Below are 12,345 nucleotides of genomic sequence, written 5' to 3' on the forward strand. Positions count from 1 at the left end.
GTAATTATTTAGTCAGCAAATGCACTTTTCCCGCCATACTGATCAAAATGAACAGTTTCGCTTGTTAAGTAGTCATAAATACTTTTTTCAATCGGAATACCTTCTTTTTGGTACTTTTCATAATTTAATTGGCTGAGTTCCCCTGGATAATAGACTTGTTCAAAACCATCAGCTGGTTTCGTCTCATGCAATTCTAAAACAACTTGATCCATTTTTTCTTTAAATAAATCGAGATCCGTAAAGCGTTTTGGGTCAATCAATATAAATAATTGTCCCAAATCACGTCCTTCAGAAATTTTGTCATACATAGAAGTTACGTGTTTTCCAAATGGCAATCCTAAAAGAATTCCAGACAAGACATCAACCATCATCATCAAGCCGTAACCTTTTGGTCCAGCAATCGGCAACAAGCCATTTACAGCATGAGGATCCGTTGTCGATTTTCCATCTTTGTCTACTGCCCAGGTACTAGGGATTTCTAAATTTTTTGATCGTGCATCTAAGATTTTCCCCCAAGCTTGAACGGTTGTCGCCATATCAAATACTACAGGAGCACCCGTTTTTCGGGGAGCTGCAAATGCAATTGGGTTAGTCCCATAATAATTTTCTGTCCCTCCGAATGCCACAACCATTGGGTCCGATTGACACATTGAAATGCCAATCAAATCTTGCTCAGCTGCCTTTTTAACATAGTAAGATAATGCACCACTATGACTCATTTTTGATATTCCTACTACAGCGACCCCGGATTCTTTAGCTAAAGGAATCGCCTCTGCTAGTGCATTATTGGCTATAAATTGACCTACGCCGTTATCTCCATGGAAAATAGCTGTACTTGGTCCTGTTACTTCAAAATGCGTTTGCGGATCCAATGTAACACCACCTTTAGCAATTTGTTCTGCATAATAATCTACACGAACGGCTCCATGTGAGTGGATGCCGCAAGCATCAGCAAATACTAAGTGATTTGCTACTTCTTGAGCTTGTTCAGTGTATAATCCTGCTTTTTCAAGTTTGACCTTGATCAATTGATGCAGATCCGAAGAGGGTACAATTACTGTATTTTCTTTCATATTCATTCACCCTCCCTTTAAATTTTTGGATCGCGATTGCAATCTTTAGAGTAAACGTAACTCAATGATTCATTACGACCAACAGCATAGGCAGCTTGTGGATTATACGCACCCATGAAAATATAATCGCCTTTTTCTACTGGCATCCATTCATTATCTAGGTTGTACATTCCTTGACCAGATAAAATATAAGCACCATGCTCTTGCACATGTGTCTCGACATATCCATGGCTGGCGCCTGGTTTAAAGGATAAAACATGGAAGTTCATATCAAAACCTAAATCTTTGGGCAATAAATCCCATATGAGAACATCTTCCATGTCTTCATACTTTGTCGCTTCAAGGTGTTCAACATTATTGAATAAGGTATGCGCAGCATAGCCTTCTAGTGGTTCATACCTTTTTTTGTATAAGAAAATCTCTGTGTCTTGTGTTTGTGCATTTTCAAGATACATTTTTAAATCCGCGGGTACATAGGCATACCCACCAGCTGTAAGAATTTGTTCTTGAGTACCGTCGCCTACTTTTAAGGCTCCTTCAATAACATATACAAACGTTTCTATACCATCTTCGCCAAACCCTTGTGTATTTCCACCATTCTCGTGCAAGGTAATAATGTAATCAACGAAGTTTGCTCCAAGTTTTGGTGAAGCAAGTATCGTTAGATCACAATTTTCAAATCCTGGCACAACATTTTTTACTAATCCATCATGTGGAATCAGCGCATAGTTTTGTCTCTTAATAACGGAACGTGACTCAAGCAACCCGTCTCTATACCCTTGTACATTGTTTTTGTATCCCATTTTTATCACCCATTCTTTTTATTTGTAAGCTAACTGATACAAAGCTCCTGCCAAAGTTTTGACTCCTGCAACTAAATCGTCTATTTTAGTTTCTTCAGCTGGATTATGGCTAATCCCTTTGATACTTGGAACAAATATCATAGCTGTAGGATAGTGTGGCGCAATGATTTGTGAATCATGGCCTGCACCACTATGCATGATTAAGTAATCGATGTTTTCGCTTTTAACGGCTTCTTCGATAACTGAAACGATTGATTTGTCCAGTGGAACTGGAGCTTCATCCATCCATAGATCAATATCGATTGTCATCCCCATTTCTTCAGCGATTTCCTGCATTCGTTTTTCTAGGGATTCAGTAAAGGTCTTTAGCTCTTCTTTGTCGGTATGACGGCAATCGATTGTAAACAATACTTCACCTGGCACAACATTGACCGTATTTGGTTTAGGTTCAACTTTCCCAAATGTCAGTACCAACGGATCTCCAACTTCTTCTGCCTTACCAATCGCTTCTGAACAAATTTTACTAAATGCATATACAGCATCTTTTCGGTAACCCATTGGAGTGGTACCCGCATGATTTGCTTCCCCTTTTAAGGTAACTGTATAACGTCTCTGTCCTGCAATATTGTTGACCACACCAATTTGAAGTTTCTTGTTCTCTAATACATTTCCTTGTTCAATGTGTATCTCAAGGAATGCTTTAATATCCGTTCTTTTTGTAGCTGTCTCAGGCTTAAAATCGAATCCACATGCCTTCATAGCATCAACGAACTTTATTCCTTTAAAATCAGCCATTTCAATGGCATCTTCTTTCTTAGCTTCATTAACAAAATTTTTACTGCCCCAAAATGCCATTGGAAAACGACTGCCTTCTTCTTCAGCCATTGAGATCACTTCTAATGAACGTAAAGGTTGACCGTAAGTTTCTTTTAAATAGTGTACAGCTAGGTAGGCAGCAATGATTCCATATTGTCCGTCTAAGTTACCGCCATTCACAACTGTATCAATGTGTGAACCTGACAAAATAGTCTCATCTGGATACAGTGAACCTTCTAAGCGTCCAAATAAGTTTCCAACCTCATCAAATTGAGCCGTCATTCCACTTTCTTCTAAGGTTGCTTTCAACTGGTTTTGTGCTTCTAACCAAGAATCTGAATACAACAAGCGAGTCATACCACCTGTAGGATCATTTCCAATACTTGTAAATAAATCAATATTTTTTTCTAACAGAGTTTTAATATCCATCATTTATACCTCCATGATTTCTTATCTTATGTTCATTGTAAGCGTTTCTAAAATCTATAACATTATCATAACTGACAATTTAAATAGTCTTTTTGTGCAAGTTAAACAGTTTGTAACGATAATGATTTTCTGTACTATTAACATACTGAACTTTACTTATTTATGAAAGGATGACGCTAATGTCTACTATTTATACTTATACCAAAGATAATGATTCCCCTTTACAATTGACTTTCTTCCCAGCTATTCCTGAATATGATAAACAGTGTACTTTGCTTTATTTACATGGTGGCGCTCTTATTTATGGAGAAAGAGATGACCTTCCTACTCTTTATCGAGAAATGTTTTTAAGTGCAGGTTATTCTATCTTAACCATTGATTACCCACTCGCTCCCGAAGATCCCTTACCTGTTATAGTAGAGTCTATCGTAGAAGGAATCGACTGGTTCAGTACTCATGCCAAAAATACTTTGAATTTGCATTCATCAGATTATGTTTTATTCGGAAGATCTGCTGGCGCCTATCTTAGCTTTTTACTTGCCAATCAGTCACTTCCTATTTCTCCAAAAGGAATTATGAGCTTTTATGGTTATTCTTCGCTAATAGAAACTAGCTTTACTAACCCTAGTTCTTATTACAATCACTTTCCTAAAATAACCAGCAGTAGTGTATCCCGTTTGATAAAAACGACACGTCTAACAAATGCCTCTATTCAAGACCGTTTCCCCATTTACCTTAGAGCTAGGCAAACGGGTTCTTGGTTGTCGTTGCTATTATCTGATCGGTCTTTATTAAACGACTACAGTCTGAATGAAGTAGAGTTAAAAAAATTGCCGCCTGTTTTTCTAACCGCTAGTTCTGCTGATCAAGATGTTCCTTATAGCATTTCACAGCAACTCTCTCAGATCATTCCTAACGTAAAGTTTCATCCTGTGCTAGGATTGCCACACGATTTCGACTCAGATATCTCTAATCCAGTTGGAAAGTGCGTCTATCAAGCTGCCATTAATTGGTTAGATCAGCTTCAATAATGATTGATTTTACTCAAATTATGTTATTCGGTTCGTTTCAATTTGATTTAAAGAAAGAATTACAAATTGCCTTTTGTAAACATCCGTTATAAATGGTATCCTTAAAAAAAAGGACTTAGAGGCAGGTTATTTTACTTATGACAAACAATCTTGATCTTTCTAATAGAATCAATCAAAATTATCCGTTACTATCAAAAAAAGAAAAACACGTAGCCGCATTTATACTTGAACATAAAAATGATGTGGAGTCTTGGAATATTAAAGATCTTTCACGTTTAACAGAGACTTCCAATGCTACTATTTCACGTTTTTGTTCAAAATTACATTATCGAAATTTTAGTGAGTTTAAGACATTTGTAACGCAAGAATTAGGTGAGAACCCAGTACCCTTACAAGTACCTGTTAAAATTGCCAGCTATTATACACAATTGATTAACTCTGCTTCCCAACTGATTGAAACGAATCAAATTACTGATTTTGTGGAAGCGATTCATCTTTCCAATAAAATTTTAATTTGTGGAGTGGGAAATTCCGGATTGAGTGCTATGGAATTGAAGTATCGGTTAGTTAGAATGGGCTTGATCGTTGACGTCGTCACCGATCCCCATATGATGTTAATGGACGCCGTATTATTAAAAAAATATGATTTGATGATTGCTATTTCAAATTATGGACAAACACAAGCTGTCATTGATGCCTGTACGATAGCAAAAAAAGAGCATGCTACCGTTTTTGTCATTACCAATCAAAATCACACGCCTTTAACAGCTATTGCCGATCAAGTACTTTTTGCTTCAGGTCGAACGTCTATTCCAGATGACCAATTTGTCAACAGCCAATTGCCGATTCATTTTATTTTGGATGTATTGTGCTATGTCTTGCTAGAAAATAAATTATATAAAAATAACCGTAAAAAAACGTTGTCTGCTTTAGACTTACATTAAAAAATACTAGTAGTTCAACTAAATTTCTAGTAAGTAACCGAACTAGTCTATAAGTAGTAACAATAACAGACCCAACTAAAAAAGTTAGTAAGGAAGTGGCGTTAACCCCACTTCCTTACTAACTTTTTAATTTTATATGTTTACTTTACTTCTTTCATTTTCCCAACAAACTCAGCCGTAATCAACTGAGGACGAGTAATCGCACTTCCTACTACAATAGAATGAACACCGAGCTCTTTACATCTTTTAGCTTTCTCTGGTGTATCTATGTGTCCTTCAGCAATGACAGGAACTTTCACAGATTCTAAAATAATTTTTAGACGTTCAAAATCATTATCTGCAATATTATCGCCTTTTGATTCTTTAGTATATCCCATTAAAGTAGTAGAGACACAATCAAAGCCTAATCGTTCTGCTTCAATTGCTTCATCAATAGTTGCTGTGTCAGCCATTAATAAAATTGAAGGGTATTTTGAACGAATAGCTTGGACAAATGACTCTAACGTTTCTCCATTTGGTCTAATACGACTTGTAGCATCTAAAGCTATCATATCACATTTAGATTCAGCTAATTCATCAATTTCTTTCATCGTGGCCGTAATAAAAACTTCTGAGTCATCATAATCTCTTTTTACAATTCCAATAACCGGTAATTCAGTGTTCTTTTTAATCTCAATAATATCTGCTTTTGAATTCGAGCGAATTCCTTTTGCTCCACCTTCTTCAGCAGCGACTGCCATTCTTCCCATAATATATGAGCTATGCAGAGGTTCATTATCTAATGCTTGGCAAGAAACAATTAATTCTGATTTAACTTTATCTAACATATTCATTTTATTCGTCTCCTAACATTTCTTCAATTTCATTTTTTATAACCGATACTTGTGGACCATAAACGACCTGAATACCATTTCCTCTTTTGATCAGTCCTTGGCTTCCAGTTTCTTTTAATAGTTCTTCATTCACTAAAGTCTCGTCTTTAACTGTAACACGTAATCTTGTTGCACAGTTATCAACATTCACTAAATTTTCTTCGCCACCAAGACCGTTGATAATATCTAGTGCACGTCCTTCTACTTTAGTTTTATTGCCAGCTATTTCTACTTTATCTGTTCTACCAGGTGTTTGGAAGTTAAATTTCTTAATTAGGAATGTGAACGTAAAGTAGTACAAGAAGAACCAAACAACACCAATAACTAGAACCATGATCCAATTTGTTCGTTCATTTCCTTGCAAGACTCCGAATAAGATAAAGTCAATAAATCCACCTGAAAAAGTTTGCCCAATAGTAATTTCAAAGATATGCGCTAACATAAATGCAAGTCCATCAAATACAGCATGTACAACATATAACGCAGGTGCTATAAATAAAAATGAAAACTCAAGCGGTTCTGTAATTCCTGTTAAAAAAGATGTTAAAGCAGCGGATAACATCAACCCACCAACTACTTTTTTATTTTCTGGTTTTGCTGTTCTATAGATGGCAAATGCTGCACCGACTAAACCAAACATCATTGTGATAAAACGTCCTGACATAAAGCGTGCTGTTCCGCTAAAGAATTCTTGCGTTGCTGGATCAGCTAATTGTGCAAAGAAAATATTTTGTGTTCCTTGGACAAGTTCTCCACCAATTTCCATTGTTCCTCCAACTGCTGTTTGCCAAAAAGGAAGATAAAAAATATGATGCAATCCAACAGGTCCAAGCATACGTAGAATAAATCCGTATAAGAATGTTCCCAAGTAACCCGTAGCGTTAACTACATCTCCTACATTTGTAATCAACCCTTGGAATACAGGCCATACAAAGTACATAATAGCTCCTAAAATAATTGCTGAAAATGACGTAATGATTGGAACAAAACGCGAACCACCAAAGAATCCAAGATACGTTGGCAATTCAATTTTATTAAAGCGATTGTGTAAATAACTTGCTAAGATCCCAACAATAATCCCACCAAATACTCCTGTTTCAAGTGTTTGAATACCTAAGGTGCTTCCTTGACCAACAGCAGCAAGATTATCTACAGCTAATGATCCAGTAATAGTTAAAATAGCATTTATTGTCGAATGCATAACCAAGTAGCCAATCAACGCTGCTAATGCAGCTGTCCCTTTATCTGATTTTGCTAACCCGATGGCTACCCCTACCGCAAATATAACAGGTAAATTACTAAAAACAATATTTCCAGCACTGCTCATAATGGTAAAGACAGCTTGTAACCAAGCTACATCTAAAACGGGATAAGCACTAACTGTATTGGGATTAGATAATGATCCTCCAATTCCTAAAAGTAATCCTGCAGCAGGTAAAATTGCGATTGGCAACATAAAGGATTTTCCAAATTGCTGTGCTTTCTCAAAAAACGTTTTCATTTTCTCATTCTCCTCTTCTCTTTTTGATTTACAGTTAGTTTATACCATGAAAACATTTCCGTCAATGATTTTTAAAAGAAAATATTTCCAAATGGTTAAAAAGACCTTTCTATCAAAGTGGAGAACAAAAAAAGATTGAGCACTTTTTAAATTTAACATTAGTGCTCAACCTTTTATTTACTTATCATCAAGTTGTTGCTCTTTTTCTTCATATTCTTGATCATTGTCTCTACCATAATACTCTTCATTGTATTCTTGCTCTTCTTCTGGGTCATTTTCTTCTTTTTCATTTTTTTCTTTTGCTTCTTGCTCTTCTTTTTGTGCTAGTTTTTCATCGTCGTAAATAAAGACATTATGGAAAATTTTCAGAATTGGTCGCGCAGTTAGAAAAAAACCACCTATGAGATAAAGATAGGTTCCATAAACATCTGGAATAGGTGTTAGTGTTGCTAAACTTCCAATCATATAAAAGATACCCGTTAAGATATCATTTGTTAAGGATATCAGTGTATATCGATTTTGAAAATACAGACGAAATCGTCCAGTCTTAATTTCAATATCTTCTTCTTTGTCAGGAATAACCTCATGTTTTTTCCGCTCTATTTTTGGCATTTTGACTTATCCTCACTTTTTTTCATAATCGTATAATAGGTAGTATACAAAACTCCGTATCACCTTTCAAAAAAAACGAATCAGTAACCAATGTCATTAAAAAATGCCTACTGAATAATGAGAACTTGCACGTTTTTTATTCTAGTATTAAACTTGATAAGTTGAGAAATAAAGTTTTTGGAGGAAATAAATTTGAATACAAAGAAACAGATATCCCAATTGATAGTTTTTACCTTACTAATTTTTTTAACGGCTTGCGGATTAAACGAAAAATTTAATAACCAGAAAGAATTAGCAGAGACTGAACATGCTCCTGAACAAATCATGCACTTGACTGTAGAAAGTGAATTAGCAACTACTGACAGTGTTTTAGTTGCTGAAAATATTACTTTTGCTGGCGTTAATCAATTTATTGAAGGCCTCTATCGGTTAGATGAAAATAACGAGCCCATCCCTGCTTTAGCTGAAAGTGAAGAAATTTCAGAAGATGGATTAACCTACATATTTCATCTAAGAGATGATGCTACATGGTCAAATGGCGAACCTGTTACTGCACATGACTTTGTTTTTTCGTGGCGTAGAAATGTTGATCCCACTTCTGGTGCTGCTTATGCGTACTTGTTTGAAGATATAAAGAATGCTTCTGACATAATGAATGAACAACTTCCACTTGAAGAACTCGGAGTTAAAGCATTGGATGAGACAACTTTAGAAGTCACTCTTGAAACACCTATTGCTTACTTCCCTTCTCTTATGTCATTTGTTTCTTTTTTTCCACAAAATGAAGCATTTGTAAGAAATGCTGGTGATCAATATGGCACTAGTAGCGAAACAACTCTAACAAACGGTCCTTTCTTACTATCTGATTGGGATAATGGATTAGATGAAAGCTGGAATTATAAAAAAAACCCATCTTATTGGGATGCAAAAAATGTTCATTTAACTAAAATTACAAATCAAGTAATTAAAGATGTGTCTACTGGAGTAAATTTATTTGAAAAAGGCGATGTAGACAATGCGTTATTATCTGGTGAATATTCTAAACAATTTCAAAAAGATCCTAGTTACACAGTTGAGTACTTCTCAAGAACCAACTACCTAGAAGTTAATCAAACAGACAACACCTATTTAAAAAATCAAACCTTCAGAAAAGCACTATCACTTGCTATTAACCGTGAAGAATTGACTTCAGTCATTTTAAATAATGGTTCTTTACCAATCACTGGATTGGTTCCAGATCACTTTGTCAAAAATCCTGAATCAGATATTGAATTTGCCGAAGAAGCCGGAGATTTTTATACGTATGACCTGCCTGAAGCTCAAAAGTTAGTAGAGGAAGCTAAAGTTGAGCTTGGAGTAGATACGATTGAATTAGAATTACTCGGAGATGATGATGAAACAAGTAAGCGAGTTATGGAATATCTACAAGGAGAACTACAGAATAATTTAGATGGTGTAAGCATTACCATCCTAAATGTTCCCTTCAGTGCTAGACTAGCTAAAGCTGCAGCAGGTGATTTTGATTTGATTTCATCTGGTTGGAGCGGATACGTTTCAGATCCAATGATTATGTTAGATGTATTGTATAGTACGTCTTCTTATAACAATGGAGGCTATTCAAATGAAGAAGTAAATCAATTAATTGATGATGCAAAAGGAATTCATGCAAATCAGGCTAGCTTAAGATGGAATGACATGTTGAAAGCACATCAAATCGCTTTAGAAGATGTAGCGCTCATTCCCTTATACCAAAAAGGCGAAGCAATGTTGCGAAATCCAAATATCAAAAATATAAACATCAATTCGGTAGGCGCTAGATACAGCTATAAAGACGCATACATTATCGACTAATTTACTAGTTTAGTTTAAGCATATATCTATAAAAAAAGTTCAACAGCATTTGGTTTGCTGTTGAACTTTTTTTTATTTTGGTAAATGGTTTAAGAAGTTTTTAGAAGCAAAACCCTGAACTTCTTCTTCAGTAAATTTTTCAAGTAAAGCTTGGATAAAATTTTGAGTTTCTCCAGCATGCGACAATCCTTCAATGTACGTACTGATGCCATCAAAATCTGATCCGAAACCGATATTGTTAACTGCGCCTAATTCCACCAACCGTTCAACATGAGGAACCAAATCTGCTATAGTTACTGGACTAGTTTCTCCCTCTTCAATCGTAAATGTTGGGTTAAAAATGACGTGAATCATTGCATTGCGTTCAACCATTGCTTTGATCTGATCATCATTTAAATTTCTCACATGACTACATAAAGATAAAACATTCGAATGAGTAGCAATAGGATAACGCGCATGCTTCATCACATCCCAAAATCCTTGAACACTTAGATGAGAAACATCAGTGAAGACTTTCCGCTCATTCAAGCGTTTGACGATTTCAAAGCCAAATGTTGTTAATCCACCGCCTCTTGGTTCTCCAACTCCATCAGCTGCAAGATTAGCTGGATTCCAAGTCAATCCTACTGATAGTATTCCAGCATCCAACAAATACTCTAACTTATCTAAATCATTCCCAATAGAAGACACACCCTCAAGAGTGAGAAATGATCCTATTTCATTTTCTTTCAATTCATGTATATCTGACCATTTTTTTATTTGTTTTACTTCAGGATGTTTACCAAGTACGTCATTTTGATAAAATGCAATTTGTTCTAAGACCGCTGCAAATTGCTGATCTGATGGCAGACTGGGCTCGATAAATATAGCAAAAGCCTGAACTTTAACCTTTCCTTCTTTCAATCGTTTAAGATTTACTTCTAAATGAGTTGAGTCTTTAAAATCTAAGCTACCTTGGTTCATTTGCATCTTATAAAGAACATCACAATGCATATCAATACTATTCAAATGGATTCCTACTTTCCGCTTTTACGCACTCATCTTATATTTTCTCATCATACTTTAACCATCATAGAAGCGCAATACAAAAAAATGATTTTAAATAGCTAAACTGCCTATCTAAAATCATTCGTATCGGTTAATTTATTTCACGAACAGGTTCTTCCACAAAATAAAGAACGGTTCCTCCAATAATAAAGAGGATGATCAACGCAAATACTCCATTTAATGAATTCCCTGTCACTTGAGCGATGATCCCAACAAGAAGGGGTCCGACAACTGCTGCAAATTTGCCAAAAATATTATAAAAACCAAAAAATTCATTTGCATTTTCTTTAGGAATTAATTGACCAAATAAAGAACGACTAAGCGATTGAACACCACCTTGAGCAGTTCCTACAAGAACCGCTAATATAATAAACGTTAATAAAGAATCTAACGATAATGCAAAAATACAAATAAACGTATAAGTAGCTATTCCTACATAAATCATTTTTTTATTGCCAAATTTACCCGCTAATACTCCATATAAAATAGAAAATGGAAATGCTACAAATTGACAGATCATCATCACTACGATCAAATCATTGGCCATTAGTCCGACGTCTGATCCGATAGCGGTTGCCATTTGAAAAATAGTCCCTACTCCATCAATATAGAAAAAATAGGCAATTAAAAATAAAAATACATTGCGGTACTGACGTATATTCCTAAGTGTCTCCCACAATCTTAAAAAACTACTTTTAACAACATGTGGTTGTTTGTTTATATACGTTGTTTGTTCGACATTTTTCCAATAGGGAATGGTAAATATCAACCACCAAAGAGCAGTTGCAGCAAATCCACCTTTGATAAGAGCAATTTGTGAAATAGGAAGAATTTGAGTTAATTGAAAGAAAATAAAAATAACAAATGGAATGGAACTGCCAATATAACCCCACCCATATCCTGCACTAGAGATACGATCCATTCGATTTAATGTTGTAGAGTCAATTAAAGATGCATCGTAAAAAATGTTGGCAGCACCAAAACCAATCGAAGATACTGAGTAAATTATCAATAATAACAACCAGTTTTCATCTGAAATAAATGCAAAACTAAAAGTCGCAATGATTCCTAGTCCTGTTGCTAAAGAAAACATTGGATTTCGGTAACCTTTATAATCAGCAATTGCACCTAATATAGGAGCTAACAGCGAAACAACTAAAGTTCCAATTGCATTAGCATACCCTAAATAAGCAGTTGAATTTACCGCACTCACACCTGCCCCTTCAGAAACTGCTTTGAAGAACAACGGAAAAACAGCTGTAGTAATCATAATCGAATAGGCTGAGTTAGCCCAATCTTGTAAAATCCAACTTTTTTCTATTTTTGTGTATTTAAACCGTTCTTTGCCTATTTCCACTGCTCTCAC

The 12,345-nt window shown here is 35.4% G+C and carries 10 protein-coding genes and 1 pseudogene; 3 read left to right on the top strand and 8 right to left on the bottom strand.

What is annotated here, in order from left to right; translation table 11 throughout:
* Positions 1-8 precede the first annotated feature (8 nt).
* The 3 genes from allD to allC are packed head-to-tail and all read right to left on the bottom strand — an operon-like array spanning position 9 to position 3,121.
* Positions 9-1,079 carry an ureidoglycolate dehydrogenase gene (allD, locus tag ACKI3H_RS04430; protein WP_407371069.1) on the bottom strand — a complete coding sequence of 357 codons (1,071 nt, stop codon included), beginning with the start codon at positions 1,077-1,079 and terminating at the stop codon, positions 9-11.
* Positions 1,080-1,090: 11 nt separating this feature from the next.
* Entirely contained in the window at positions 1,091-1,876 is a 786-nt protein-coding gene (gene allE / locus ACKI3H_RS04435) for a (S)-ureidoglycine aminohydrolase (protein ID WP_407371070.1), read from the bottom strand.
* An 18-nt stretch (positions 1,877-1,894) separates the two neighbouring features.
* Positions 1,895-3,121 (bottom strand): allantoate deiminase, encoded by a 1,227-nt coding sequence (gene allC, locus ACKI3H_RS04440; protein ID WP_407371071.1) that lies wholly within the window; start codon positions 3,119-3,121, stop codon positions 1,895-1,897.
* Positions 3,122-3,300: 179 nt separating this feature from the next.
* On the opposite strand from allC, the gene ACKI3H_RS04445 reads away from it, so the two are divergent.
* Together ACKI3H_RS04445 and ACKI3H_RS04450 are read left to right on the top strand one after the other, a co-directional pair.
* Entirely contained in the window at positions 3,301-4,152 is an 852-nt protein-coding gene (locus ACKI3H_RS04445) for an alpha/beta hydrolase (RefSeq protein WP_407371072.1), read from the top strand.
* A gap of 137 nt (positions 4,153-4,289) precedes the next feature.
* Complete coding sequence (locus tag ACKI3H_RS04450; RefSeq protein WP_407371073.1) at positions 4,290-5,096, top strand: MurR/RpiR family transcriptional regulator; 807 nt, start codon at positions 4,290-4,292, stop codon at positions 5,094-5,096.
* 140 nt (positions 5,097-5,236) lie between these two features.
* On the opposite strand, the gene ACKI3H_RS04455 is transcribed toward ACKI3H_RS04450, so the two are convergent.
* From ACKI3H_RS04455 to ACKI3H_RS04465, 3 genes and pseudogenes are all read right to left on the bottom strand, one after another.
* The gene (locus ACKI3H_RS04455) at positions 5,237-5,929 is read right to left on the bottom strand and encodes an N-acetylmannosamine-6-phosphate 2-epimerase (RefSeq protein WP_407371074.1); all 693 of its coding nucleotides are present in this window, start codon (positions 5,927-5,929) and stop codon (positions 5,237-5,239) included.
* 1 nt (position 5,930) lies between these two features.
* Positions 5,931-7,469 carry a glucose-specific PTS transporter subunit IIBC gene (gene ptsG / locus ACKI3H_RS04460; RefSeq protein ID WP_407371075.1) on the bottom strand — a complete coding sequence of 513 codons (1,539 nt, stop codon included), beginning with the start codon at positions 7,467-7,469 and terminating at the stop codon, positions 5,931-5,933.
* A gap of 294 nt (positions 7,470-7,763) precedes the next feature.
* Positions 7,764-8,081, bottom strand: a pseudogene (locus ACKI3H_RS04465) (YrhK family protein); the annotation flags it as partial.
* 192 nt (positions 8,082-8,273) lie between these two features.
* Here ACKI3H_RS04465 and ACKI3H_RS04470 point away from each other — a divergent pair.
* On the top strand, positions 8,274-9,932 hold the full coding sequence (locus ACKI3H_RS04470) for a peptide ABC transporter substrate-binding protein (protein ID WP_407371076.1): 1,659 nt from the start codon (positions 8,274-8,276) through the stop codon (positions 9,930-9,932).
* A 72-nt stretch (positions 9,933-10,004) separates the two neighbouring features.
* Here ACKI3H_RS04470 and ACKI3H_RS04475 read toward each other — a convergent pair whose 3' ends face one another.
* Positions 10,005-10,940, bottom strand: a complete 936-nt coding sequence (locus ACKI3H_RS04475; protein WP_407371077.1) for a dipeptidase — start codon at positions 10,938-10,940, stop codon at positions 10,005-10,007.
* Positions 10,941-11,070: 130 nt separating this feature from the next.
* Positions 11,071-12,345, bottom strand: coding sequence for an MFS transporter (locus ACKI3H_RS04480; protein ID WP_407371078.1), 1,275 nt, complete (start codon positions 12,343-12,345; stop codon positions 11,071-11,073).

This window comes from Carnobacterium sp. (assembly GCF_045617425.1).
GTDB lineage: Bacteria > Bacillota > Bacilli > Lactobacillales > Carnobacteriaceae > Carnobacterium_B.

Bases quoted from the DNA above. Each gene is read 5' to 3' on its own strand.
- allE (WP_407371070.1), bottom strand. From the start codon at position 1,876: ATGGGATACAAAAACAATGTACAAGGGTATAGAGACGGGTTGCTTGAG.
- ACKI3H_RS04450 (WP_407371073.1), top strand. From the start codon at position 4,290: ATGACAAACAATCTTGATCTTTCTAATAGAATCAATCAAAATTATCCG.
- allD (WP_407371069.1), bottom strand. From the start codon at position 1,079: ATGAATATGAAAGAAAATACAGTAATTGTACCCTCTTCGGATCTGCAT.
- ACKI3H_RS04455 (WP_407371074.1), bottom strand. From the start codon at position 5,929: ATGAATATGTTAGATAAAGTTAAATCAGAATTAATTGTTTCTTGCCAA.
- ACKI3H_RS04445 (WP_407371072.1), top strand. From the start codon at position 3,301: ATGTCTACTATTTATACTTATACCAAAGATAATGATTCCCCTTTACAA.
- ptsG (WP_407371075.1), bottom strand. From the start codon at position 7,469: ATGAAAACGTTTTTTGAGAAAGCACAGCAATTTGGAAAATCCTTTATG.
- allC (WP_407371071.1), bottom strand. From the start codon at position 3,121: ATGGATATTAAAACTCTGTTAGAAAAAAATATTGATTTATTTACAAGT.